This window comes from Arthrobacter sp. TB 23 (assembly GCF_000294595.1).
Classification (GTDB): domain Bacteria; phylum Actinomycetota; class Actinomycetes; order Actinomycetales; family Micrococcaceae; genus Arthrobacter_D.
In genome coordinates, this window is record NZ_ALPM01000041.1 from 55569 (window position 1) to 81549 (window position 25981).

Annotated in this window: 24 protein-coding genes and 1 pseudogene; 20 read left to right on the forward strand and 5 right to left on the reverse strand. The window is 63.4% G+C overall.

All coding sequences use genetic code 11. The features are described 5' to 3' along the window. On the forward strand, positions 1 to 813 hold the full coding sequence (locus B384_RS0105195) for a methylenetetrahydrofolate reductase (RefSeq protein WP_019482079.1): 813 nt from the start codon (positions 1 to 3) through the stop codon (positions 811 to 813). 187 nt (positions 814 to 1000) lie between these two features. Beyond that, positions 1001 to 2644, forward strand: coding sequence for a glucoamylase family protein (locus B384_RS17815; RefSeq protein ID WP_024475644.1), 1644 nt, complete (start codon positions 1001 to 1003; stop codon positions 2642 to 2644). On the opposite strand, the gene B384_RS0105205 is transcribed toward B384_RS17815, so the two are convergent. Further along, positions 2641 to 3270, reverse strand: coding sequence for a TetR/AcrR family transcriptional regulator (locus B384_RS0105205; RefSeq protein WP_035746769.1), 630 nt, complete (start codon positions 3268 to 3270; stop codon positions 2641 to 2643). The genes B384_RS17815 and B384_RS0105205 overlap by 4 nt on opposite strands. Positions 3271 to 3403: 133 nt before the next feature. Here B384_RS0105205 and B384_RS0105210 point away from each other — a divergent pair, with 133 nt between their 5' ends. From B384_RS0105210 to rplI, 17 genes are all read left to right on the forward strand, one after another. Beyond that, positions 3404 to 4675: a sugar ABC transporter substrate-binding protein gene (locus B384_RS0105210; protein WP_024475643.1), complete on the forward strand. Its 1272-nt coding sequence runs from the start codon at positions 3404 to 3406 to the stop codon at positions 4673 to 4675. A gap of 2 nt (positions 4676 to 4677) precedes the next feature. After that, positions 4678 to 5607 (forward strand): carbohydrate ABC transporter permease, encoded by a 930-nt coding sequence (locus B384_RS0105215; RefSeq protein WP_019482083.1) that lies wholly within the window; start codon positions 4678 to 4680, stop codon positions 5605 to 5607. Between the two features lies 1 nt (position 5608). Next, positions 5609 to 6487: a carbohydrate ABC transporter permease gene (locus B384_RS0105220; RefSeq protein WP_019482084.1), complete on the forward strand. Its 879-nt coding sequence runs from the start codon at positions 5609 to 5611 to the stop codon at positions 6485 to 6487. Between the two features lie 30 nt (positions 6488 to 6517). Beyond that, positions 6518 to 7693 (forward strand): glycoside hydrolase family 1 protein, encoded by a 1176-nt coding sequence (locus tag B384_RS0105225; RefSeq protein WP_019482085.1) that lies wholly within the window; start codon positions 6518 to 6520, stop codon positions 7691 to 7693. 188 nt (positions 7694 to 7881) lie between these two features. After that, the gene (locus B384_RS0105230) at positions 7882 to 9564 is read left to right on the forward strand and encodes an ABC-F family ATP-binding cassette domain-containing protein (RefSeq protein ID WP_019482086.1); all 1683 of its coding nucleotides are present in this window, start codon (positions 7882 to 7884) and stop codon (positions 9562 to 9564) included. 82 nt (positions 9565 to 9646) lie between these two features. Further along, positions 9647 to 10846: an MFS transporter gene (locus B384_RS17820; protein WP_019482087.1), complete on the forward strand. Its 1200-nt coding sequence runs from the start codon at positions 9647 to 9649 to the stop codon at positions 10844 to 10846. A gap of 72 nt (positions 10847 to 10918) precedes the next feature. Then, a complete protein-coding gene (locus B384_RS0105240; RefSeq protein WP_019482088.1) occupies positions 10919 to 11911 on the forward strand; it encodes a daunorubicin resistance protein DrrA family ABC transporter ATP-binding protein in 993 nt (330 codons plus the stop codon). Next, complete coding sequence (locus B384_RS0105245) at positions 11908 to 12744, forward strand: ABC transporter permease (protein ID WP_019482089.1); 837 nt, start codon at positions 11908 to 11910, stop codon at positions 12742 to 12744. The genes B384_RS0105240 and B384_RS0105245 overlap by 4 nt, the downstream gene beginning before the upstream one ends. A gap of 242 nt (positions 12745 to 12986) precedes the next feature. After that, positions 12987 to 13934: an ABC transporter ATP-binding protein gene (locus B384_RS0105250; RefSeq protein WP_019482090.1), complete on the forward strand. Its 948-nt coding sequence runs from the start codon at positions 12987 to 12989 to the stop codon at positions 13932 to 13934. Positions 13935 to 13936: 2 nt separating this feature from the next. Then, positions 13937 to 14800: an ABC transporter permease subunit gene (locus B384_RS0105255; RefSeq protein ID WP_019482091.1), complete on the forward strand. Its 864-nt coding sequence runs from the start codon at positions 13937 to 13939 to the stop codon at positions 14798 to 14800. Between the two features lie 36 nt (positions 14801 to 14836). Beyond that, positions 14837 to 16114, forward strand: a complete 1278-nt coding sequence (locus tag B384_RS0105260; RefSeq protein WP_024475641.1) for a sensor histidine kinase — start codon at positions 14837 to 14839, stop codon at positions 16112 to 16114. After that, positions 16107 to 16841 carry a response regulator gene (locus tag B384_RS0105265; protein ID WP_443110852.1) on the forward strand — a complete coding sequence of 245 codons (735 nt, stop codon included), beginning with the start codon at positions 16107 to 16109 and terminating at the stop codon, positions 16839 to 16841. The genes B384_RS0105260 and B384_RS0105265 overlap by 8 nt, the downstream gene beginning before the upstream one ends. Before the next feature lie 19 nt (positions 16842 to 16860). Next, a complete protein-coding gene (locus B384_RS0105270) occupies positions 16861 to 18141 on the forward strand; it encodes a M18 family aminopeptidase (RefSeq protein ID WP_019482094.1) in 1281 nt (426 codons plus the stop codon). A 184-nt stretch (positions 18142 to 18325) separates the two neighbouring features. Beyond that, a complete protein-coding gene (gene rpsF, locus B384_RS0105275) occupies positions 18326 to 18631 on the forward strand; it encodes a 30S ribosomal protein S6 (protein ID WP_019482095.1) in 306 nt (101 codons plus the stop codon). Between the two features lie 64 nt (positions 18632 to 18695). After that, positions 18696 to 19280: a single-stranded DNA-binding protein gene (locus B384_RS0105280; RefSeq protein ID WP_019482096.1), complete on the forward strand. Its 585-nt coding sequence runs from the start codon at positions 18696 to 18698 to the stop codon at positions 19278 to 19280. Between the two features lie 109 nt (positions 19281 to 19389). Continuing rightward, the gene (rpsR, locus tag B384_RS0105285; protein WP_005273147.1) at positions 19390 to 19629 is read left to right on the forward strand and encodes a 30S ribosomal protein S18; all 240 of its coding nucleotides are present in this window, start codon (positions 19390 to 19392) and stop codon (positions 19627 to 19629) included. Positions 19630 to 19647: 18 nt separating this feature from the next. After that, positions 19648 to 20097, forward strand: coding sequence for a 50S ribosomal protein L9 (gene rplI / locus B384_RS0105290; RefSeq protein WP_019482097.1), 450 nt, complete (start codon positions 19648 to 19650; stop codon positions 20095 to 20097). Between the two features lie 16 nt (positions 20098 to 20113). Here the strand turns inward: rplI and B384_RS0105295 are convergent, their stop codons facing one another. Further along, on the reverse strand, positions 20114 to 20629 hold the full coding sequence (locus tag B384_RS0105295; protein WP_019482098.1) for a hypothetical protein: 516 nt from the start codon (positions 20627 to 20629) through the stop codon (positions 20114 to 20116). Positions 20630 to 21222: 593 nt separating this feature from the next. Between B384_RS0105295 and dnaB the strand changes: the two genes are divergently transcribed. Next, on the forward strand, positions 21223 to 22605 hold the full coding sequence (gene dnaB, locus B384_RS0105300; RefSeq protein ID WP_019482099.1) for a replicative DNA helicase: 1383 nt from the start codon (positions 21223 to 21225) through the stop codon (positions 22603 to 22605). A 22-nt stretch (positions 22606 to 22627) separates the two neighbouring features. Here dnaB and B384_RS0105305 read toward each other — a convergent pair whose 3' ends face one another. The 3 genes and pseudogenes from B384_RS0105305 to B384_RS0105320 form a co-directional block, all read right to left on the reverse strand. After that, positions 22628 to 24022 (reverse strand): DUF2254 domain-containing protein, encoded by a 1395-nt coding sequence (locus tag B384_RS0105305; protein ID WP_019482100.1) that lies wholly within the window; start codon positions 24020 to 24022, stop codon positions 22628 to 22630. Positions 24023 to 24155: 133 nt separating this feature from the next. Next, entirely contained in the window at positions 24156 to 24455 is a 300-nt protein-coding gene (locus B384_RS17825; RefSeq protein WP_019482101.1) for an iron chaperone, read from the reverse strand. A 317-nt stretch (positions 24456 to 24772) separates the two neighbouring features. Beyond that, a pseudogene (locus tag B384_RS0105320) lies at positions 24773 to 25866 on the reverse strand (WD40/YVTN/BNR-like repeat-containing protein). Positions 25867 to 25981 lie beyond the last annotated feature (115 nt).

The window sequence follows — 25981 nt, forward strand, 5'->3', positions numbered from 1 at the left end:
ATGGTTGACCACCCTGGGGGTCTTCCGCTCCGGGTGGAAATCATCCCGGGTAGCGGGGTCGTCGAGGCGCTCAAGGAACACCTGCCGCCGCCCGCGGTGGTGACGATCACCTGCCTCCCGCACCACGGAGCCGAGGAAACTGTAGATCTTGCCGTGCGCCTGGCCGGCCTCGGGTATCAGGCCGTCCCGCACCTGGCGGCCCGATCCATCGCGTCGCGCGGGCAGCTCACTGGCTTCCTGAGCCGGCTGCAGGCGGCCGGCGTTTCTGACATCTTCGTGATAGCGGGCGACGGCGGCTCGGCCGCGGGCCCCTATGCCTGGAGCGGGGCCCTGATGGAGGACATCGCCTCGATCGGCGGCGGGTCCTTCGTCCTGGGAGCTGCCGCCTACCCGGAGGGCAGGCCGGGAGCATCGGCCGGGGAGCTCACCGATTTGCTGCTGGCCAAACAGGAGCTATGTTCCTGGGCGGTCACTCAGCTTTGCTTCTCCGGACCAGTACTCGCAGCCTATGTGGCCGAGCTGCGCACCGCTGGAATTACCCTGCCTCTCTGGGCTGGGGTGCCGGGCGCCGTTGGCCGTGCCAGGCTGATCTCACTCGCCGCACGCATCGGTGTAGGTCCATCGCTGAAGTTTGCCAGGCGGTCCCTGACCGGCACCGGGGGTGGGTCGCTCGTGCGCAGCGTGCTGGCGCCGTCGTCGTACGACCCCTCGCCGCTGGTCCGGTCAGTCCTCGACTCGGGTGGTTTCGCGGGCCTCCACGTTTACAGCTTCAACAACCTTGCGCCGATCAGTCGGATCTTCACCGTCGGCTGACCACTGCCTATCCCACCGGGAGGCGGTCCGCCAGCGACCTGACCCACGGCTGATCACCGGTGACCCGATCCAGAAAAGGCCCTCGGCGTCAGGTTGGCCGATTGCAACCGGCCAACCTGACCCGCGCGGCCGTTCCTGACCGGAAAACGGCAGAGCCACGCAGAAACCTTGCGCGTGTAAGGTTTCTATGGAACCCTGTTCCTCATCGGATGAACGAAGGAGTTCCCATGCCAATGCCCATGCAGCCCAGCACCGCAACCAGCTTGACCCCAGTCCCAAAGTCAGACGTAGGGCGGCACTCGCGGCGGGAGTAACCGCAGCGGTCCTGTCCCTCGTTGTTCCCTCGGCCGCTGTCGCCGGCCCTGCAGGTGGACCCGATGTGGGCAAAAAAGCCGACCCGTTGAATCAGTACGCCGCCGACACCTGGCTGTCACTCGCAGCGATGACCGATGATGCGACCGGACTGCCCGCCGACAATATCGAGGGCGATCTCACCACGCCAAGCGAGTACACGAGCCCCACGAACATTGGTGGCTATCTGTGGTCGACCATTGCGGCCCGGGATCTCAAGATCATTGATCGGAAGGAGGCGAGTGCCCGGCTGGCAACCACCCTCGACACCCTTGAAACCCTCGAAGTGCACGAGCCTAGCGGGATGTACTACAACTGGTACTCACCCACCGACGGCAGCAAGCTGACGACCTGGCCGGATAGCGGCGACGTCGTTCACCCATTCCTGAGCACCGTTGATAACGGCTGGCTCGCCGCAGCACTCAGGGTGGTGGCCGAGGCCGAACCACGCCTCGCCAGGCAGGCCGATGCACTTTATGACAGCATGGATTTCGGCTTTTATCACGACCTCAATGCCCGGGAGGGCGTCAGCCTCAACCGCGGTGGGTTTTGGGATGCGCCGCCCGGGGACGGGTGTGCGGTTCCCGACAACTACGGTGACGAGGGTCCCGACGTCTATTACACGTGCCACTGGTACGACACATCGGTGAGTGAGGCGCGCATAGCCACCTATCTCGGTATTGCCAACGGCCAGATTCCGCCGTCCGCCTACTATGGGACCTATCGCACCATGCCGGATCGGGGCTGCGACTTCGGTTGGCAGGAGCAGAAGCCGACCGGTGAGACCCGTGAATACCTTGGCGTGAGTGTCTTTGAGGGGGTATATTCCTACCGCGGCATGCAACTTGTCCCGGCGTGGGGCGGAAGTATGTTCGAAGCCCTGATGCCCGACCTCTTCGTCCCCGAGGCGGACTGGGGCGAGCGTTCCTGGGCGCCGAACCATGCAGCGACAGTGCGGGCTCACATTGAGCATGGCCTGGAGGAGGCCGGCTATGGGTACTGGGGTTTCTCGCCCGCCAGTGATCCGTTCGCCTCCTACCGCGAGTACGGGGTCGAGGAGATCGGAATCAGCAGCACCGGCTACGCGAGCGACGTCGAGAGCACCGACGTCGACAAGGGGTACGAGGGCTGCCGGGAAGCCGCGAACCCGGAGCCAGAATTTGGCGACGGGGTCGTGACGCCGCACGCGGCATTCCTCGCCCTACCGTACGATCGCACGGCGGTACTGGAAAACCTCGATGGCATCAAGAACAATCTCGGCGCCTACGGGCCCGGCGGATTCTATGACTCGGTCGCGGTGGGCAGTGGCACCGCAGCCGAGCGCTATCTCAGCCTGGACCAGTCAATGATCATGGGTGCGATCCTCAATGAGCAGAAAAAGGACAGGCTGAAGGACTACTTTGTAGACCGTGGCTTCGAGAAGGCTGTCCGGCCGCTGGTCGAGGCTCAAATCTTTGGCACCAACCTCGGCGAAAACTAGCGCTCTTCTGATTCCGGCACCCCAGCGGGTGCCGGAATCAGAAAGTATCCCCTGACAAACTCGTCGAAGACCGCGGTCATGTCGACGGTGTCATCGAGCAGCCACTGTTGCTGCAGGCCATCCATCACCGCAGCGATTAACCGCGACGCATGGTGGACGTCGAGGTCACTACGCACCAGGCCATCGCGCTGTGCGTCGGCGAGGATCTTCGCCGTCTGCTGTGCCCGATCGGCGTACCGGGCAGCAAAATACTCGTGAGCCGGATGGTCTGCGTTGGTGGCTTCGGCCGCAATCACCGTGTACAACGAGGTGAGCCCCGGGGTGGTCTGGTTGTAGGAGACCACCCGGCGCATCTGTTGTAGCAGGGTGTCTTCGGCAACATCGCCGGCAGCATCCTTGACGCGCTCGTCACGTTGGCGCAGCACTTCAGTGAAGAGTTCTTCCTTCGTCGCAAAGTGGTGCATCAACCCGGCCGGTGTGAGTGCAACCCGCTTGGCGATCTCCCGCAGGGACCCGCTGTGGAATCCGCTGCGCCCGAAGACCACAAGCGCAGCGTCCAGAATTTCCTGGCGCTTTGCCTGGCCTTTGGCATAACTGCCGCGTTTTCGGTCGGGGGGCATAGTCATAGACAAAAACCTATCGCATGACCGGAAATAAAAACCTTCCGCATGTAAGGTTTTTGTGGTAGCTTGACAACGAACTCCGACGGCGAAAGCCGTGTCCTGCGGAGTGTTCACCACACCTACTGGAGGCAAGACTATGAATCAATGGCGATCATGGAGCGCGGTGGCCGTCATCGGCGCACTCGCACTGACAGGCTGCGGACGCGAAGAGGGAAGTGCGTCCGGACCCGAGGGCGGTGGCCCCATCGACGACGCTCCCGCAACCGGAGAGGTCACCATCTGGGCGATGGGCAATGAGGGTGAGATTCTCGACCAGTTGGCCGCCGACTTCGAGTCTGAGAACCCTGACGTAACCATCAACGTCACTCCGGTCCCTTGGGAGAGCGCGCATGACCGCATCGCCACTTCCATCGCGGGCGGAGAGACCCCTGACATTTCAATGCTGGGCACCACCTGGGTGGGTGAGTTTGCGGCAACCGGGGCTCTGGAACCGACGCCCGAGGGTCTCGTCGATGAGGGCGACTTCTTCGAAGGATCCTGGGGCACGGCAGTGGTCGACGACGTGGCCTACGGGGTCCCGTGGTACGTGGACACGCGTGCCCTCTACTACCGGACCGACATGGCTGAGGCGGCCGGCGTTGAACCGCCAACCACCTGGGACGAGTTCAAGACCTTCACGGAAGGCCTCCAGGCGGAGGGCGCCGAGGCAGGCATCTCCCTGCCACCGGGCGGCTTTGATTCCTGGCAGTACCTGGCACCGTTCGTGTGGCAGGAGGGTGGGGACATCATGAACGAGGACGGCTCCGAGTTCACCTTCGAGACCCCTGAGTGGAAGGCAGCATTCGAGTACTACTCGAGCTTCTTCTCCGAGGGAATCTCAGATCCGGTGCGGCTGGAGACAGGTGAGATTGAACAGAAGTTTATTTCCGGTGAGGTGGGCTCCTTCTTCAGCGGCCCCTTCCACGTTGGTCTCCTTGAAGAGCAGGGCGGCGAAGGATTCGCCGACCAGTTCGACGTAGCGATGGTCCCAGGCACTGATGCGCGGACCAGTTTCACCGGCGGCGGCAACCTTGCTGTGTTCAATGACAGCGAGAACCGCGACGCCAGCTGGAAATTCGTGAGGTGGCTCAGTGAACCCGAAACGCAGATCGCCTGGTACGACATTTCGACCACGCTGCCCAGCGTCCAGGCTGCCTACGACGATCCCACTTTCGCCGAGGACCCCAACCTGAGCGTCTTTGCCGATCAGCTCGAGGACTCCAAGGCACCGCCCGCCATTCCGACCTGGGCTCAGGTGTCGGCGGTCATCGATCAGGAGCTTGAAAAGGTCACCCGCGGCGACACCACAGTCGATGAGGCGCTGGCCGCTATTCAGGGACAGGCCGAAAGCATAGGGACAGGTCTGTAACAGTGGCACTCGCCCAAACGGGAAAACCAGCTCCGGCGCGGTCGCGCAAACCGCGCTCGCGTCGGAGCCGGCAGACTGTCGTCGCCTGGAGTTTCGCTGCGCCGTTCCTGATTCTTTTTGTGATCTTCATGGCGGGGCCCATCGTGGCATCCCTCGCCATGAGCTTCACTGATCTGACCACCCGGGACCTGCGAAGCCCGTTCGGGGTGAATTTCGTGGGATTCGAGAACTACATCGCCCTGTTCAACGACACCCGGTTCGTCCGCTCCCTGGTCAACACCGCAGCGTTTGTGTTGGTTGGTGTGCCACTCACCATGACCGTGGCCCTCCTGGTGGCGCTGGCGCTCAACAACGGGATCACCCGGTTCCGCACGCTTTTCAGGGTGGGCTTCTACGCCCCGGTAGTGACCAGCATTGTTGCGGTCGCGATCGTCTGGCGGTTCATCCTGCAGCCGGACGGACTCCTGAACGGCTTACTGGGGGTATTCGGCATCGCTGGTCCTAACTGGCTCGAAAATGAGTTGACGGCCCTGCCGTCCCTTATTTTCATGGCGGTCTGGCGCAATATCGGAACCCTGATGGTGATCTTTCTGGCCGGGTTGCAGGGAGTTCCACGGGAGCACCACGAAGCGGCCATGATGGACGGGGCAACCGCCGTGCAGCGGTTTTGGAATGTCACCCTTCCCGCTATGCGGCCGCCGATCCTGTTCGCGGCAGTGATCACCGGCATCGGGTTCCTGCAGTTTTTCGAGGAACCGTATGTGATGACTGGTGGCGGCCCGCTCGATGCGACCCTTTCGACCGCCATGTACACGTATGACCAGTTTGGGTTCGGTAACTATTCCTACGCCTCAGCGGCGAGCTACGTCCTGTTCCTCGCCATTGTGATCCTGTCCCTCATCCAGTTCCGAATCCTTGGAAAGAAGGACTGACATGGCTACCTCCGTTGCACCACCGGTCGTTGCGGTTCCCGCCAGCCGTAAGCGCTCACACCTTCAGCAGCGCCCCAGGCTGTGGCTGTACGTTGTGCTGGCAGTCGGCATGATTGCGATGATCCTGCCATTCGTGTGGATGATCCTTGGATCCTTCAAGACGACGGCCGAGATTCGGCAGTACCCGCTGAACTTCTGGCCCATGGAGCCAACTCTCGACAACTACACCGAGTTGTTTGTCCGGCTGGACTTCGCCACCTTCTTCACCAACAGCCTGGTGGTGGCGGTTTTCGTCACCGCCGGCAACATCATCTTCTCGTCAATGGTGGGATATGCCCTGGCGAAGCTGGACTTCGCAGGGAAAAAGATCCTGTTCATGTTGGTCCTTGGCACGCTGATGGTGCCTGGAGTGGTGACCTTCGTCCCACTGTTTGTGCTGACCGCCAACCTTGGTTTGGTGAATTCCTATCCGGGGCTGATTCTGCCCTTCCTGATCGCACCGCTGGGCGTCTTTCTCATGCGGCAATTCATGTTGGGCCTCCCGGATGACCTCATTGAGGCGGCTCGCATTGATGGCGCCAGTGAATGGCGAATCTTCCTCCGGGTGATCATGCCGTTGTGTGGGCCCGCCGTCGCCACCCTGACCATCCTCACGTTCCTTGCGTCCTGGAATAACTTTCTCTGGCCCCTCGTGGTGGCCACCAGCGAGGACCGCTACACGCTGCCCGTCGCCCTGGCGTTGTACTCGGTTGGTCAGAATGCAGCGGAGTACGGCCTCATGATGGCTGGCGCCGTCGTCGTGGTCCTGCCAATCCTCCTCATTTTCGTCCTGCTGCAGAAGTACTTTGTGCAGGGCATCGCGCTGACAGGCATCAAATAGCTGGCTTCCGCCGGCAGAAAGTAGTCGACTATGAACTTCCCAAACGGATTTCTGTGGGGTGCGTCTACGGCGGCGCACCAGATTGAGGGCGGCAACGTCAATTCTGATTGGTGGCAGCGGGAGCACGGTCATTTCCCCGGCGCTCCAGTCGAGGCCCCGAGCGGTGACGCTGCTGACAGCTACCATCGGTATCGCGAGGACATGACATTGCTGGCCGACGCCGGCCTGACGTCCTACCGCTTCAGCATCGAATGGGCGCGGATCGAACCGGAAGAGGGTTTTGTCTCCCGCGCCGCCGTGGATCACTACCGTCGGATGGTGGCGACCGCCGTCGAACTCGGTCTCACCCCAATGGTGACCCTGCACCATTTCACGAATCCCATCTGGTTCGCCCGGGCCGGTGGGTGGAAGGACGCTGGGTCGGTGGAGCGGTTTGCCCGCTACGTTCAGCACGCTCTGCCTGTGCTCGAGGGGGTCGACCTGGTCTGCACCATCAACGAGCCGAACATGGTCGCTGTTCTTGCTGACCCAGAGCAGGGTTTCCCCTCGATCGGACTTCCCGCAGGCAACCCCGAGGTCACTACGAACCTCATCGCCGCGCATCGCCGTGCCGTCGATATATTGCAGGCCGCGGGCAAGCAAGCCGGTTGGTCGGTCGCAACCCAGGCCTACCAGGCTGAACCGGGGGCCGAGGATGTCACGGAAGAATACGGCCGAACACGGGAGCACGTCTTCTTGGAGGCCTGCGTCGGTGACGACTGGGTGGGGGTCCAGGCCTACACCCGAACCAAGGTGGGCGTTGACGGTCCGCTGCCGATTGACGACGACGCCGAGCGAACGCTCACCGGTTGGGAATACTACCCCGCAGCCATCGAGGACGGCATCCGAAATTCCTGGCAGCGCAATAGCGTGCCGATCTACATCACGGAAAACGGGATTGCTACCGGCGATGACACTCGTCGAATCGACTACACGCGCGGCGCCCTGGAAGCCGTTGCCCGGTGCATCGACGACGGAATCGAGGTCCGCGGTTACCTGCACTGGAGCGCATTGGACAACTACGAGTGGGGCAGCTTCAAGCCAACCTTCGGCCTGATCGGCTGGGACGCCAAGACGTTCGAGCGGCACCCCAAGCCAAGCCTCGGCTGGCTCGGGAGGGTGGCCGCGGCGAACTCGCTGCTGGAGCCGGCTGACGCTGCCCCGTAGCCAATTCCGCACAGAGCTGCCCAGTAGCCAATTCCGCACGGAAACGGCCCCAAGGGTCAGGATCGCCGGTTGCAACCGGCAATCCTGACCCCAAGCGCCGTTTCTCGCTGCTGGGCAGCCCGCATCGGCGACAAACACCCCAGGTGGCAGGCGGGGGCCGGTTTGCCTCCGGGTGACAAACTTAAAGTGTGGCTCATCTAGACGTTTCCAACATTGACTACTTCCTCTCCGACGGGCGGCAGTTGCTCAACGCCGTCAGCTTCAAGGTCGGCGACGGGCACAAGACGGCCCTGATCGGCCCCAATGGCACGGGCAAAACCACACTGCTGCGCATCATCGCCGGCGATGTCACCGCCGATGAAGGCGCCGTCACCCGCTCCGGCAACATGGGAATCATGCGCCAGTTCGTCGGCCAGGTCAGGGATGAGACGACGGTCCGGGACCTGTTGGTCTCCGCCGCGCCGCCAGCCCTCGCCAAGGCCGCGAAAGCGGTCGACGACGCCGAGCTCGCCATGATGGAGAACGACGACGAACCCACCCAAATGCGCTACGCCCACGCGATTACCGAGTGGGGTGACGCCGGTGGCTACGAACTGGAAACCACGTGGGACGAAGTCACCATGGCTGCACTCGGGGTGCCTTACGCCCGGGCACAGTACCGGGCGTCGTCGTCGTTGTCCGGCGGCGAGCAGAAACGGCTGGTCCTCGAGGCGCTGTTCTCCGGACCGGACGAGCTGCTGCTCCTCGACGAACCCGACAACTACCTCGACGTTCCCGGGAAGCGGTGGCTGGAGGCGAAGCTGAACGAGTCCAAGAAATCGGTGCTGTTCGTCAGCCACGACCGGGAACTGCTCGCCAACGCCGCCACCCGCATCATCACGCTGGAGCCTGGGGCGCTCGGCGCGTCCAGCTGGATCCACGGTGGCGGCTTCGAAACCTACCTGCAGGCCCGCACCGACCGCAACCTGAGGTTCGAGGAACTGCGGCGCCGGTGGGACGAGGAGCACCTCAAGCTCAAAGAGCTGGTCAACATGTACAAGAACAAGGCGGCGTTCCGGTCCGACATGGCCAACCGGTACCACGCCGCCCAGACCCGGCTCGCGAAGTTCCTTGAGGCCGGGCCGCCGGAAGCGATCCCGATAGAGCAGAACGTCACCATACGGCTCAAGGGTGGTCGCACGGCCAAGCGGGCAGTCGTCGCCCAGAAACTCGAACTCACTGGGCTGATGAAGCCGTTCAGCACCGAGATCTGGTTCGGCGACCGGGTGGGAGTGCTGGGCTCCAACGGTTCCGGCAAGTCCCACTTCCTGCGACTGCTTGCCAGTGGCGGCACCGATCCGGAGAAGGAACACGAACCGGTCTCCGAGGTCAGCATCCAGCCCGTCCCACACGAGGGAACAGTGAAGCTCGGTGCGCGGATCCGACCTGGCTTCTTCGCGCAGACCCACGTGCGACCCGACCTGCTGGGACGCACCCTGCTCGACATTCTGCACCGCGGCGATGATCACCGGTCGGGATTGCCGCGCGAAGCGGCGTCAGGAGTTCTGGACCGTTACGGTCTGGCGGGTCAGGCGGAGCAACTGTACGACTCCCTCTCGGGTGGGCAGCAGGCGCGGCTGCAGATCCTGTTGCTGGAACTCTCGGGTGCCACGCTCCTGCTGCTCGATGAGCCCACCGACAACCTCGACCTGCACTCGGCCGAGGCGCTGGAGAAGGCCATCGACGCGTTCGAGGGTACCGTGCTGGCTGTCACCCACGACCGATGGTTCGCGCGTAGTTTTGACCGGTTCATGGTTTTCGGGTCGGACGGCTTGGTGTACGAAACTGAGGAGCCGGTCTGGGATGAGGGCCGGGTGCAGCGCGACCGCTGACCCAAACGGTCGGCTGAGGCAGTAGACCGGCTCCGAAAATTGCGCATACGGTTTACTGGTGCAAACAAATGTCTTGTCGGCCATGTGGGCGACGTTCGCCGTCTTCGGCCTTAACGGCCTGGTCTTCGCGAGTTGGGCTGCCCGGATCCCGTCCGCGTCCTCAGTGCTGGGCCTCGGCTCGGGGGAGACGGGCGCCCTGTTGTTGGCTGCTGCCGCCGGATCGGTGATTGCCCTCCCCCTCGCGGGCGGGATCTCAGGCCGGGTGGGGGTCGCCAATACGGTCAGGATCGGCGGCGTGGTGTCTGCCCTCGCGGCGGTGACCATTGCCGGCGGATTGACGACGACGTCGGTCTCCCTCACCGCGATCGGGCTATTTCTCTTCGGCGTGGGCGTTGCCCTCTGGGATGTGGCCCAAAACATTGAGGGTGCCGACGTCGAGCACCGCCTCCGCCGCACCATCATGCCCAAGTTCCACGCGGCGTTCAGCGGCGGCGCCTTCGTTGGTGCAATGGTCGGCGCCGGTCTGTCACACCTCGACGTCGACCTGTCCTACCACCTGCTGGGGGTTGCCGCCGTCGTCCTCGTGGTTTCCCTCTGGGTGCCCCGCTACTTCCTGCCGGACATCTCCCACGCCGACGCGTACCCGGATACTCCCCAGCCCAGCCGGTTCGCTGCCTGGCTGGAGCCAAGGACACTGCTCATTGGGTTGGTGGTGCTGGGCGCTGCCCTGACCGAGGGTGCGGCCAACGACTGGGTGGCCAAGGCCACCGTCGACGGCTTGGGGGCCAGCGAAGCGACTGGCGCGCTCATATTCGGCGTGTTTGTGGCTGCGATGACCCTGTTTCGGTTTGTGGGCGGCGGATTGATTGACCGGTATGGCCGGGTCAGGGTGCTGCAGATCAGCCTCGGGTCGTCGCTGGTGGGGCTCATCATCTTCGTTTTTGCGCCCACCGTGCCGCTTGCGGGGGTGGGAGCGGTGCTCTGGGGTGCCGGCGCAGCGCTGGGCTTCCCGATGGGAATGTCGGCGGCCGNCGACGAACCGCGTCATGCGGCGGCCCGGGTATCTGTGGTTTCCACCATCGGCTACCTGGCGTTCCTGGCCGGACCGCCCCTCCTTGGATTCCTCGGCGATGTGGTCGGCATCCGCAACGCACTGCTCGTCGTGGGGGTGGCGGTCCTCGCCTCATTCCTGGTCGCACCCGCTGCCGCCGAACGCCGGACCGACGCCGATCCCCTGGGCACACCCGTCCCCCAGAAACTGGATCAACCGGGCCCACTCTGACCGCTTCCCTCGCGGACAAAAACTGTCCTCAATGATTACCTGCGGGCTGCTCCGAACCTTAAGATTGGACGCATGACAATTATTGAGGCCAGAGGTCTGAAAAAGACCTACAAATCGAAGAGTGGCCCCGTTCACGCGCTGGACGGGTTGGACTTGCTGGTGCCCCAGGGCACCGTCAAGGCGCTGCTCGGTCCCAACGGTGCGGGCAAGACCACCGTTGTGAAGGTCTTGACAACGCTGATCCAGCCCACGGAGGGCACGGCGTTCGTTGACGGCATCGATGTGCTCTCGAACCCCCGGGCAGCCCGTCGGATCATCGGGGCATCCGGACAGTATGCGGCAGTTGACGAGAACCTGACCGGGTTTGAAAACCTGGAAATGGTGGGCCGTCTTTACCATCTCGGAGCCAAGACGGCGAGGCGTCGTGCCCAGGAGCTGATCGACCAGTTCGAGCTCACCGAGGCCGGCAACCGCCCGGTGAAGGGTTTTTCCGGCGGTATGCGCCGCAGGATCGACCTTGCCGGGGCGCTCGTCATCAACCCGAAGATCCTGTTCCTTGACGAGCCCACCACGGGCCTTGACCCGCGGAGCCGGCTGGCCCTGTGGCAGATCATCAAGAACCTGGTCCATGACGGCACTACGTTGCTGCTCACCACCCAGTATCTTGAGGAGGCAGACCACCTGGCCGACGACATCGCGGTGATCGACGGCGGCAAGGTGATAGCTGAGGGCACCTCCGACCAACTGAAAGCCCGAATTGGCGGGCATCGCGTGGTGGTGGCCCTCGTCGACGAGTCCGATGCCGGCGCGGCCAGTGAGATCCTTGCCCGCCATGGCGAGGGTGAGGCAAGGGTTTCCAGTGACCGGCGCAGCGTCGAGGTTGCTGTCACCGAAGGACCACGCGCGTTGCAATACATCCTCGCGGACCTGGGGCAGGCCAACGTCGGGTTGCACGACGCCGGTATGCGCCGCCCCACCCTCGATGATGTGTTCCTCAAGCTCACCGGCCACACCGCGGAAAATGAGCAGGACACCGAGAAATCCGAAATGGAGCAAGCCAAATGAGTGTCCTCACCAAGCAGACGACCTACGAGAGTGTCGGCACCCCCGCGGGGCAGCTCCTCTCGGATGGATGGATCGCGACCCGCCGGAACCTGATCAAGATCAAACGGGTGCCGGAGATCCTGGTCTTCACTATCCTGCAGCCGATCATGTTCGTGTTGCTGTTCAGCCAGGTCTACGGCGGGGCAATGAACGTCTCCGACTACACCAACTTCCTGATGGCTGGAATCTTCGCCCAGACGGTGATCTTCGGGTCGACCTTCTCCGGCGCCGCTATGGCCCAGGACCTCAAGGACGGCATCATTGACCGGTTCCGCACCCTGCCGATGAACCCCGCGGCGGTGCTGATTGGTCGCACCAACGGGGACCTGGTCATCAACAGTATTTCGATGCTGATCATGATGGGCACCGGCTGGATCGTCGGCTGGCGCGTCACCACCTCCGTCTGGGGATTCCTGGGCGGCGTGGCCATCCTGCTGCTGTTCAGCTACTCCTTCAGCTGGGTGATGGCGTTGCTGGGTATGAGCGTCAGGAGCCCGGAGGTCATCAATAACGCGTCCTTCATGATCCTGTTCCCGCTGACCTTCATCTCCAACGCTTTCGTGCCAATCCACACCATGCCCGAGGTGCTGAAGAACATCGCCGAGTGGAATCCGGTTTCGGCCCTGGTCGAATCGGCCCGGCAGTTGTTCGGCAACACCAATCCGGACTTCCCGGAACCCACGGCGTGGACCCTTCAGAACCCGTTCATCACGATCTTCGTGGGGATCGCGCTGATGCTGCTCATCTTCGTGCCGCTCTGCATCAGGAAGTTTGAGTCCATCAGCTCACGGTAGACCCACGTCGGATACCCAGAAACGGCTCTTGGGGTCAGGTTCGCCGGTTGCACCCGGCACTCCTGACCCCGGGGGCCGTTTCTGCGTCAGGAGGTTCGGGGGCACGCAGCCTACTCATCCGAAAGGTGTAGGCGAAGGCCGCCAAACATCATCCCAAGGAGCGGCGACCGGGCGAGGGACAATCCGTAGGGTAGAGGTAGGCCCAGCACCGTGGGCACCACAGCAATCTTAAGGACGCAGCCATGATTGAGGCACAAGGCCTGGCGAAGCGCTATGGCTCCAAGACAGCAGTGGATAACGTGTCATTCACGGTCCACCCCGGTAAGGTCACCGGCTTCCTCGGCCCCAATGGCGCCGGCAAGTCCACCACGATGCGGATGATCGTCGGGTTGGATAACCCATCCTCCGGCAACGTGACAGTCAACGGCCGGCGTTACGCCGAGCACCGGGCGCCCCTCCGCGAGGTCGGCGCCCTCCTGGACGCGAAAGCAGTCCACACCAAGCGCAGCGCCTACAACCACCTGCGAGCCATGGCAGCGACCCACGGCATCCCCAATAGCAGGGTCAAGGAAGTCATCGAAATGACCGGGCTGGGCCCCGTTGCCAAGAAGCGGGTCGGCGGCTTCTCCCTCGGCATGGGCCAGCGCCTCGGCATCGCCGCAGCGCTCCTGGGTGATCCCCACACTGTCATCCTCGATGAGCCAGTCAACGGACTGGACCCCGAGGGCGTCCAGTGGGTGCGCCACCTTGCCAAGGGGCTCGCCGCTGAAGGGCGCACAGTTTTCCTGTCCTCCCACTTGATGTCGGAGATGGCATTGACCGCCGACCACCTGATTGTGATTGGCCGCGGACGGATTATTGCCGACGCCCCCATCGAGCAAATCATCTCGGATCAGGGACAGGCGCGCACCCGGGTACGCACCGACAACCCAAGCGAACTCATCCGGGCGCTTGCCGGTGACGGTGTGACCTCGAAGCAGCTGGAGCCCGAGATGCTCGAGATCACCGGCGCCGACTCTCACCGGATCGCCCGCACCGCCCTGGACAACCGGGTGCTGGTCTACGAGCTCACACCGCTGCAGGCGTCCCTTGAAGAGGCGTACATGCAGCTCACCAACGATTCGGTCGAATACCACTCGGCCGATCTCCCGCAGGCAACCCAGGCCGCCGGCGTCGGGGAAGGAAACTAGCCATGTCTCACACAGCAGTCGCAGCGCCTACGCGCGGCACCACCCAGGGTAGTGGCGTGAACTTCATGCGGATCCTGAAGTCCGAATGGATCAAGTTGATCACGGTGCCCTCCACCGTGATCATGCTGTCGATCACGGTCATCGTGATGATTGGTCTGGCAGCTCTCTTTGCGTGGCAAACGACGGTTTTGCTCGATCTACAGGGAGACCCGGAGATGGCCGCCCAGATGCAGGGCGCCCCGGACGCCACCTCCATTACCAACACCATCCCGGGTTCGGGACTGATCTTTGGCCAACTGCTGATTGGGTCGCTGGGAGTCGTCCTGATCGCGTCTGAATGGGGCACCGGGATGATCCGCTCCACGATGGTGGCAGTGCCAAAACGTATTCCAGCACTCCTCGCCAAGCAGGCCGTGTTCGCAGTGGTGGCCTTCGTTGTTGGCGCCGGCTCAGCCCTGGTCAGCTACCTCATCGCACAACCTATCCTGACCCCGTCGGAACTCGAATTCGGACTCGGTGACGAGGGGGTGCTGATGCACATCATCAACACCGGTTCGGTGCTCGCCCTAATGGCTATCATCGCGATGTCGATTGGTACCCTACTGCGCAACACGGCCGGAGGCGTGGTCACCACGATCGGCCTACTCCTGATCCTGCCAATCCTGGTAGCCACGTTGCTGGCAGGGATCGCCGACTGGGTTCCCGACGCTGCTCGTTTCCTTCCCAGCAGCGCGGGGGAGCAGATGGTGGCCATTACCATCGCCGACGGCGCACTGAACCAGTGGCAGGGCGCGCTGGTACTGGGCGCCTGGGCCCTCGTACTGCTGGTTGCCTCCTTGCTGGTCACCAAGAAGCGGGACGTGTAACCCAGCGGGTCAACAGCGGATCGATAGGCTCACTCAATGAGTGAAAAAGCCTCGGTGGAGGGGGCGGCGGAGCGAACGGCCGCCGCCTCCTTCACTGAGCTCAATGCACGACGGCTAGGCCCGTTCCGGCGCTATTTCAGGAGCCACCCGCGGGTAACCGACGCGCTGATAGTAGTCCTCTACCTCGCCGCGAGCCTGCCACAGGCGATCGTCGGAACCGTGCTGGCCGATCGATGGTTGGCCTTGATCCCCGTCGTTGCAGCAGGGATCGTCCTCTTCTGGCGCCGGGACCGCCCACTGATTGTCCTTGGCATTTTGATGGCACTCGAATGGGCGAGCCTCATGGCCTCCGACGGTGAGGCGAGTGTCGGGTTTGGCGTCTGGTTTGCTCTGTACGCTGTGGCCGTCCAGCATCCCTTCCGCAGCGCCCTCTGGGCGCTCGCCGGAGCAGCACTGCTGACGATCACCCCCCTCTGGTTTGTCGACGCACTGTTTGTCGATGAGGCGCCATACCTCATCTGGATCGTGACCGGCTTTGTCCTCATGTGGTATTTCCTTGCCGTCGGATTTGGGGTTACCACCCGGAAGGATCGGGAGCATGAAACAGCCCTCCGCGACTGGGCCATCCGCAACGCCGAACTGGCGTCCGCCACCGAGCGCAACCGCATTGCCCGGGAGATGCACGACGTCGTCGCGCACTCCCTGTCGGTGATGATCGCCCTCTCCGACGGCGCCGCCGTCGTGATGAAGCGGGACCAGGACCGTGCCCGAGAGGTCCTCGATGAGCTCTCGACCAGCGGACGCACGGCCCTGGCCGACATGCGCCGGGTGCTCGGCGTCCTGCGGGAAAACCCCGACGCCGCACCCCGCGAACCCCTCCCAGCGGCCGGCTCGCTTTCCACACTGCTTGACGGCTTCCGGGCGGCGGGACTCTCCATCCGACTGGGACTCTCGGGTCCGGGATTGCCCGAGGACCCAGCCTTCCAGCTGACCATCTACCGGATTATTCAGGAATCCCTGACCAACGTCCTGCGGTACGGCAAGAGCGTCACGACTGTTGATGTAGCTATTGCGCGCACCGGAACCCTGGTCCGGGTGAGGGTGTCCGACGACGGCCGCGGCAGTATGGGGCCGGTGGTGTCGGTGGGTTCCGGGCAGGGGATCGCTGGAATGCAGGAGCGCGCCGCCATCTATTCGGGGACGGTTGATTGCGGTCCGGGCCCGGACGGTGGCTGGGTCGTGGACGCTCGACTGGTCATCCCCGAGGAGCAACAATCCACCAACAGGGGAGCACCAAGTGTCCGAAGTGCCTGAGGGGTTAGCGCTCAACGAGACAGCCGTGCCCGAAACGCTGGCCGGGGAGACCATCAGGGTCCTACTGGTTGACGACCAGCCGCTGCTGCGGATGGGGTTCCGGCTCATCCTCGAGGGTGAGGACGGGGTGGTCATCGTCGGTGAAGCGTCCAACGGCGCCGAAGGAGCGCGGATGGCGGCCGCCCTGAAGCCGGACGTCGTGTTGATGGACGTCAGAATGCCGATCATGGACGGGATCGAGGCAACCCGCCTGATCACCCAGTCTGGATCGTGTTCACGCATCATCATCCTGACCACCTTTGACCTGGACGAGTACGCCTTCGCAGGCCTCCAGGCTGGAGCGTCTGCTTTCCTCCTGAAGGATGTGGGACCCGATGAGCTGGTGAATGCCGTCCGGGTGGTTGCCAGCGGAGACGCGGTTGTCGCTCCGCGGGTGACCCGCCGCCTCCTTGAAACCTACGTGCGATCGCTGCCACCCCTTGCGACTCCACGGCCCGTCGATCCATTGCTGGAGGACCTGACCCCCCGTGAACGGGAGGTTTTGGAGGCCATCGCCGAGGGACTCTCCAATGCGGAACTGGCCCACAAGTTCTTTCTCTCCGAAGCCACCGTGAAAACCCATGTGCGGCGGATTTTCACCAAGCTTCACCTCAGGGACCGGGTGCAGGCAGTTGTGTACGCCTACGAGTCGGGTCTGGTGGTCCCCAGCCAGGGACAGGACTACTGAGCTTGGTAGGCTCACTTCCATGACCGCCCTCCAGCACATCACCGATCTCGGCGCCTACATTGGTGCCTCACCCTCCAGCTTCCACGCCGCAGCTGAGGGCGCAGCCCGGCTGGAGGCCGCCGGGTTTGTCCGGTTGCAGGAAGCCGACGCGTGGACAGCACGGGAGGGCAAATTCCTGGTGGTCCGTGATGGTGCCCTGATCGCCTGGGTAACCCCGGCCAAAGCCACCCCCGTCACTGGGTTCCGCATCCTGGGCGCCCACACCGATTCGCCGGGCTTCAAACTGAAACCCAAGCCCACCACCGGTCGGCACGGCTGGCTTCAGGCGGGCGTCGAAGTCTACGGTGGCCCGCTGCTCAACTCCTGGCTGGATCGCGAGCTGGCGCTCGCGGGCAGGCTCGTCACCCACGACGGCGTCGAGCACCTGGTGTCCACGGCCCCCCTGCTGCGGTTCCCCCAACTCGCGATCCACCTCGATCGGGCAGTCAACGACGGACTCGCGCTGGACAAGCAACAGCATATGAATCCGGTCTGGGGAGTTGGCGACCCACGCGACGCCGACCTCCTCGAGCTTCTGGCCGACTCAGCAGGGATTGCCCCGGTGAACGTTGGCGGCTACGACGTCGTCGTCGCGGACACCCAGCCAGGCAGCGTCTTCGGGGCGGACGGTGCGTTCTTCGCCGCCGGTCGGCTGGATAACCTTTCCTCGGTGCACGCCGGACTGGTTGCCCTGATCGCGGCGGGTGCCACAGCGGCGCCGGATGGGCCGATCGCCGTTCTCGCCGCCTTTGACCACGAGGAGGTGGGCAGCGCCTCCCGCTCCGGGGCGAGTGGGCCCTTCCTTGAGGATGTACTGCACCGCATTTCGGGTGGGCTGGGAGCGGAGTCCGAGGAACGCCGGCGCGCGCTGGCCGCCTCGTTCTGCGTTTCAGCGGATGCCGGTCACGCGGTGCACCCCAACTATGCCGAACGCCACGATCCCGTGAACCGCCCCATCCTCGGTGGTGGCCCGCTGCTGAAAATCAACGCCAACCAGCGTTACACCACCGACGCCCCAGGCGCCGCATATTGGGCCCGGCTGTGCCGCGAAGCGCGGGTACCGTATCAGGAGTTTGTCTCCAACAACGTGATGCCCTGCGGCTCAACCATTGGTCCGCTGACCGCCACCCGGCTCGGGATCCGGACGATCGACGTCGGGACCCCACTGTTGTCCATGCACTCCGCCCGGGAACTGTGCGGCGTTGAAGATCCGCACCACCTGGCCACAGCCACCGAACTGTTCTTCACCTCCATCAGGTAGCGACGAAGCCGGGGACCGGTTATCCACACGCGGTTCGGTGGGCCGGCGAATCTCCGGTAACATTGGTAAGTCTGCGCTGGCACCGGCCCGAACTGGGAATCAGGTGTCAGGCAGGCCAACGCAAATAGAACCTCCTGTTACGGAAAGACCGTGACCGTTTAGCCCAGAGGAGGTGGGTTCACAAATGCGTGCATATGAATTGATGGTAATCATCGACCCCGATGTCGAGGAACGTACCGTTGAGCCTTCGCTCGAGAAGTTCCTGAATGTCGTCCGCAACGGCGGCGGCACCGTAGACAAGGTAGACCTGTGGGGACGTCGTCGCCTGGCCTACGAAATCAAGAAAAAGGCTGAGGGTTTCTACGCTGTAGTCAACTTCACCGCCACTCCAGCAATCGCTGCCGAGCTTGACCGCCAGCTGAGCCTCAACGAGACGATCATGCGTACCAAGATCATCCGTCCCGAGGAGCAGAAGGTTTCAGCCGAATAATTTCGGCTTAGCTTCACAGATTAGGACAGGCCCACCACAGTGGGCTGTGACAGTAGGAGGCACCATGGCAGGCGAGACACTAATTACGGTCGTCGGTAATCTCACCAGCGATCCCGAACTTCGTTTCACCCCGTCAGGCTCAGCAGTGGCAAATTTCACCATTGCGTCGACGCCGCGGACCTTCGACCGCCAGTCCAACGAGTGGAAGGACGGCGAAACGCTGTTCCTCCGTGCGTCGGTATGGCGTGAAGCGGCAGAGAACGTTGCGGAGACCCTGACCAAGGGAACCCGCGTCGTCGCTCAGGGCCGCCTCAAGTCACGCTCGTACGACACCAAAGAAGGCGAAAAGCGCACCGTCATGGAACTTGAGGTGGACGAGATTGGTCCATCCCTGCGCTACGCGTCAGCCAAGGTCACCCGCACCCAGCGCTCAGGCGGTGGTGGCGGTGGTGGTTTCGGCGGCAACAGCGGCGGGAACAGTGGCGGCGGAAACAACTCCAACTCAGGTTGGGGCGGCGGCCAGCAGGGTGGTCAGCAGGCGCAACAGCCAGCTGATGACCCATGGGGCGCACCCGCTGGGGGCAACTCCTCCGGAGGTAACTCCTCCGGTTGGGGCAACGGCCCGGATTCGTCCGAGCCTCCCTTCTAACCCTTCTTTACCGGCAGGACCGCTCCGCTGTTGGCAGCGGCCACCCGCCAAGTAGTTCCCATCCCGCAGAATCGTTCTGCGGGCTCCACCAGACATAAGGAGCACCACGATGGCAAAGGCTGAACTTCGTAAGCCCAAACCAAAGTCCAATCCCTTGAAGGCCGCTGACGTCACCGTCATCGACTACAAGGACGTAGCCTTGCTGCGTAAGTTCATTTCCGACCGCGGAAAGATCCGTGCACGCCGCGTTACCGGCGTCACCGTTCAGGAGCAGCGCAAAATTGCGCAGGCAATCAAGAATGCCCGTGAAGTTGCCCTCCTGCCGTACTCCGGCGCAGGCCGCGGTTAAGGAAAGGAACCCAACCCAATGGCAAAGCTCATTTTGACCCATGAAGTAACCGGTCTTGGTGCTGCAGGCGACATTGTCGAGGTAAAGAACGGTTACGCACGTAACTTTCTTCTGCCCCGCGGCTTCGCCCTCACCTGGACCAAGGGCGGCGAGAAGCAGGTCGAGTCGATCAAGGCTGCCCGCCTCGCTCGCGAGCACTCCACGCTCGAGGACGCCCAGAAGCAGGCAGCTGCTCTCTCCGCCAAGCCGGTCAAGCTGACCGTGAAGGCCGGTGAGTCCGGACGTCTGTTCGGCACCGTCAAGGCTGACGACGTTGCGAAGGCAGTCGAGGCCGCAGGCCTTGGCACCATCGACAAGCGCAAGGTAGAACTGCCCGCCCACATCAAGTCGGTTGGCACCTACCAGGCGAACGTCCGCCTGCATGACGATGTCGCAGCAGTTATCGACCTGAACGTTGTCGCCAGCTAGTTCCGGCGCACATCATTCAGGACGGCTCCAGGGGCTCCCGCTTACCGCGGGGGTCCCTTTTGTCGTCCTCGGTCGGCCCACCGGCCTGTTCCAGCCCCAGGCCCTGCAGGTGCAGGGCGAAGGCGGGGCTGCTCATCAGCGCCTGCACCCGGTCCAGGGTGCTGACGCGTGGATCGCCCATGGCCGCCTGGTTGGCAGCGAGAGCCTGCCGGGTAGCCAGCACGCCGTCATCCTCATTCCCCGACTGCCCGGGCCCCAGCGGGGCGGCGACGACCGTCGGGTGGAGCCCTGGCGCGTCGTGAGCCTGGCGGGTTTTCGAATCGGTAGGAAGTGATGCGGTCCGTTGCCCAGTCCCCGGCCGCGGCGCGGGATAGTCAATGTTAGCCCGACGGCGGTGCGATTCACCAGACGATCCGGGCGCCGGGCCGGAGGCCGGGTCCGCCCCTCGATCACGGCGACCCACGTAACTGATCAACCCGCCGGTCAGGAGGAGCGCTGCGAGCAGCACGGCGCTGATCAGCTGTAGTTCCATCGACCTGTTCCCTTCACCCCGGGGTGGTGTCCATTTCAAAGTATCGCACCGCTCGGGGTACATCGCTGGTGGAAGTATGCCGGAAAGGTCATATCTCAGGTGGGAGCGCGGCATTCGGGTGCGGCGACCGGTATATAGGCCAGTGGGACGTCGTTTTAACTGTGGTCCGACTCACACTGGCAACCCACAAAGCTGTGGATAGCTGGTGAATAACTCGCCCCGTAGGCGCTGTGAGCGCATCTGTCAACACGCAAGTAGGGGATGAACGTTGGGTGACTGAAACATTTACTCCACAGGTGCGGGAGGGTGTTTGGCCTTGTCAGAGACATATTGGGTGGATAAGTATTTAGTTATCCACACTGTTGTCCCCATCCTGTGCACAAGACACGCCGCGTAATCCACAGTCAATCCACAGGGCCTGTGGATTACTCGCTTGGCAGGATGGTGCTTCGGCACTACCGTTGCGGAGTATCCCAGACGCTAAAACTGTCCGTACCGGGTGATAAGACTCAGTTATCAGACCGGATACGACCACCCCCGACGATCCGTCGGAGTGGTTCCCGGGGTAGGTAACTGGAAGAGAGAGTGCAGCGGTGTCCCTCACGCGCGTTGATTCATCAGAGGACACCCGGTCCCCGGAGTTCACCAGAACCCCGCCTCAGGACCTGGTTGCTGAGCAGTCAGTTCTCGGCGGAATGATGCTGTCCAAGGACGCCATCGCCGACTGCGTCGAGGTACTGCGCGGGGTGGACTTCTATCGTCCGGCCCACGAAAGCATCTACGAGGCCGTGATTGATCTCTATGGCCGCGGGGAACCCGCCGACGCCGTCACCGTCTCCGATGAGCTGACAAAACGCGGCGAAATTTCCCGCATCGGAGGACCCGCCTACCTTCACACGCTGATCCAGTCAGTCCCGACGGCCGCGAACGCCGGATTCTACGCGGAGATTGTGCGGGAACGCGCAGTGCTGCGGCGGCTCGTGAATGCCGGGACCAAAATTGTGCAGCTGGGTTACTCCAACGACGGCGAGGTGGATGACATTGTCAACGCCGCCCAGGCCGAGGTGTATGCGGTGGCCGAGCGGCGAAGTGCCGAGGACTATGTCGCGCTGAAAGACATCATCGAAAGCACCGTCGACGAGATTGAATCGGCCGGACACCGCGGTGAGGGTATGACCGGGGTCCCGACCGGCTTTTTTGAACTGGATGAACTAACCCAGGGACTCCATGGCGGACAGATGATTGTGGTGGCGGCGCGGCCTGCGATGGGTAAGTCGACCTTCGCCCTGGATTGGGCTCGCTCCGCAGCGATCAAGCACAACATGACCACCGTCTTCTTTTCCCTGGAAATGGGGCGCAACGAGATTGCCATGCGCCTGTTGTCAGCCGAAGCCACCATCGGGCTGCAGGACCTGCGCAAGGGCACGATCAAGGACGAACAGTGGGGCAAGATCGCCACCACCATGGGGCGGATGAACGATGCGCCGCTCTTCATCGATGACAGCCCCAATATGTCCCTGATGGAAATCAGGGCGAAGTGCCGGCGGCTGAAGCAGCGCCATGACCTGAAACTGGTGGTCCTCGACTATCTGCAGCTGATGTCATCGGGCAAGCGGGTCGAGTCGCGTCAGCAAGAGGTCTCCGAGTTCTCCCGCGCGCTGAAGCTGCTTGCCAAGGAGCTGAACGTACCGGTGGTGGCGCTCTCCCAGCTGAACCGTGGCTCCGAGCAGCGCACCGACAAGCGCCCGATGGTTTCCGACCTTCGCGAGAGTGGTTCGATCGAGCAGGACGCCGACATGGTGATCCTCCTGCATCGCGATGACGTCTACGACAAGGAATCCCCCCGGGCCGGTGAGGCCGACGTGATCGTCGCCAAGCACCGTAACGGCCCCACCAAAACCATAGTGGTCGGGTTTCAGGGCCACTATTCCCGGTTCAACAACATGGCTGTGGACGGTGGCGGCGGCGGGTTCTGACCGGATTACCGGACCCTGGTGATCAGACCCGGCCGCCTGCCACCGGGCCGCGTGGTGACCAGACGCCGTCAAGGGCCTGATTCACCTCGTCCAGCCGGCCCTGCAGGTGTTCCTGCACTGCCGGCGGGTGCGATTCCTGCCGGATAGCTGCAGCGACTCGCTGTAGCTGTTCGCGGACCGCCGGCTTGTCCTCATCAGCCGCGTGCCAGGCGACCTCCTGCAGCAGACTCAGGACCCGATCAACCACCGCCGGGTCGGAACTCCCGTAAAGCACTGGCTGGTCGAGGGTGATGTTCAGGAACGCGGCGAAGTCGGGGCGGTGGAGAATGACCCGAACCAACCCGTCGTCGTCGCGCAGTACGCGCTCTCCCAGCTCCCGTTGCGTGAGATCACACAACAACGCTGAAGTGTGCCCAAGTACGTGGATCGCGGTTGTTGGGTCGTTGATGCCGGGCGATAGCGCCTTGGCCGCTACATCAATAAGCTGTCGGAACCCGAACGCGACATCCTGCACCGCGGTCCGTTCGAATCCGTAGTTGAAAGCGGCTACCACGTCGTGGCGGAATGCCTTCAGTGCCTCATCATCCATACTCGGCTCCCCGCTGCGCGCCCAGCCGACGGCCATGGGTACGCCTTTCACAAGGGACGAACCGACGCGGCAATCAACTCTCACGATCGCATGGTGCTTCACCGCTGCGGCAAGGATCCGTTCCTCATCAACCCCGGTCAGGAACCCGGACTTCGCCGCGACTATCAGGGCCGCGGAGTCTGGCGCTACCGGCAGCACCGGGCTTGCTGAACCCCGTCGATCGGGGAATACCCGTTCAACGGTCGCCGCCGTTTCGCCGTGGACCTTACGCATAATGGTTTCCACTCTGATCTCCCGGGCCAGATGGGCCAGGAAAAACACCAGCCCGATGACGCTGGCAATCGCAAGCAGGAAGGCGAAAGTCACCGCAATGTGTGGGACAAACGCTTCCTCGCCGTCCTCACCGGAACGAACTGTCCGCAGGACGGTCAGCGCATAGGCGAAGGTGCCCAGGAACAGGGCCAACGTCGCGTGCACCACCCGGTCCCCGGTGAAGGTTCTCAGGAGCCGCGGAGAAAACTGGCTGCTGGCCAGTTGCAGCGTTACGACCGTCAGGGAGAAGGTCAATGACGTCGCAGTGATCAGCGAACCGGCCGTCGCCTCAAGGATGGCACGGCCAGCATCGGGACCACCGTTGATGAGGAGATAGGAAACCGCCGACGGCATGTCCTCGCCAATCGCGGCATCCAGGAGAGGGAGCCACACGCCCAGTCCGATTGCCACCAGTACGGCAAAGACCGGCAGCGGCCAGAGCTGCGTGCGCAGGGCATCGCCCGCAGCGCGAAACTTATCGCCGATCCGGCTGGTTGGGCCTGAAGTCATAGCCATCGGCGGTAGGGCTCCTTGTTGGTGTTACAGGTACCTGCAAAGCGTAGACCAGGCCGCCGTGGATTACCGTGAGCAACCCCAAATTAGGCGGAACCCGTGATCTCAGCTCGCCGTGCCCGCACAATCTCAACAACTACCGTCGCCGGAAGGGGTGTTCCGGCGTGAACCTGATCGTGCCGGTGGAAAGTGAATAGTCGCCGAGCCTTCCCCGGACCTGGTCGACTACTGCCGGTGAGAAGGGGTGGACCGCAAGGTGCCGGGCGCTGGCCGTGACACCGATCAGCGGTTTGCCCCCGACTTTCAATACGGGTATTCCGTAGCTCACCCCGGCGACGGCGTCGGGTGCCGCTACGCGAGCGAGAGCGATAAGCCGTTCCAGGCACTCACGCTCGGGTTGACCCAACGCCGCCACTGCCTCATCAAGTGAATCCATCGGTGTATCCGGCTAGCCGCCGGCCACGGACTGGATGATCATCACCTCGGCGCCTGGCGGGNCGGGACTGGTGTCGAAAGCCCCGCCAGGCGCCGCACGTCCTCACCATCGACGTACACGTTGACGTACCGGCGCAGGGCGCCCGTCTCGTCACGAATGCGCCGGGCGAACACCGGATAACCCTCGTGCAGGGTGTCGAGTAGCTGAGCGAGGGGGACGGGCGATTCAACGGCGACAGGCACCGATGACCGGTCGCCGATCAAGGGCCGCAAGAGGGTCGGAATCAGGACCGTCACACCGCCCGAGGTGGCGCCCACCTAGGAGCCGACGACAGCTGAGGCGCGGACACACAGGACGTCGGGCAGGTGGGAGACCACTTCGGTGAACGTTGCGCCCTCGTCGGCGCTCGCGTACACGGTGCCGCCCCGGGTGCCGAAGTACACACCCACCGGGTCCAGCGCGTCCACGCCGGCGGCGTCCCGCAGTACCGCGTTATATTCCTTCTCCGGTAACCCCTGGTCCAGCCGCGTCCAGGAGGATCCGGCGTCGTCGGTGCGGTGCACTGCGAGCCTGGCAGCTGGCGGGATGCGTTCGCCGTCGGCCTTCAGCGGGATCACCCACGCCGTTCCAGCACGATGCGGATGCGCGAGCATCACAAATCCGAAATCCGCGGGCAGGCCCTCGGCAATTGATTCCCAGGTTTCGGCGCTGTCGTCCGACCGATAGACCCCGTGGTGGTTCTGCGCATACAGTCTCGTGGGCTCCACCGCGTCGCGGGCTATCTTGTGCACGCACTGACCGAATTCGGGGTTGGGGTCGGGCATGAAGTACGCCGAAATGCCCTTGTTCCGCGGCGTCCAGGACGTTCCACCGTCGTCGGAGCGATACACCCCGCCAGTGCTCATCGCCACGTGGACTGTGTCGTCGACCGGGCTCGGAGCCACTGAGTGCGCTGCGGCGCCACCGAAACCGGCACCCCATTCGGGGCGGTGAGGGTGATCCCATAAGCCGCGATTCAGTTCGAAGTGCTCGCCGTAGTCGGTCGACTTCCACACCGAGATGGGCTGACAACCGGCCCAAACCACTCCCGGGCGGTCGGCGGAATCGGGATGGAGCTGCCAGATCCGTTCGACGGCAGCGTCGTCGTCCGCCGCGAACTTGATGGCACCGTGTTCGGGTTCAGACCAGGTGGCGCCGAGATCGTCGGAGTAGACCACCGTTGGGCCCCAGTGGTAGGACAGCACGCCCGNCCCGCCATGACCCGGGTTCGGCCCTCACGGGTATCGATGCCCACGCTCGCCACCTCCTGCATCAAAAAGTGTGGGTCGGAGAGCGTCCAGGTCAGCCGGTCGGTGCTGGTCGCAAGCCAGAGGCCCTTCTTCGTGCCGATGGCCAGGAGAGTTGTTGTCATGGGGTCCTCGGTTCAGTGGGTAACTGATGTGAACACTGTAAACAATGGCATAGGCGCGGTGTCCTGTACATAGGCCGATCGGACGCCGCGTCGTCGTCGGCGACGTGGCAGGCTT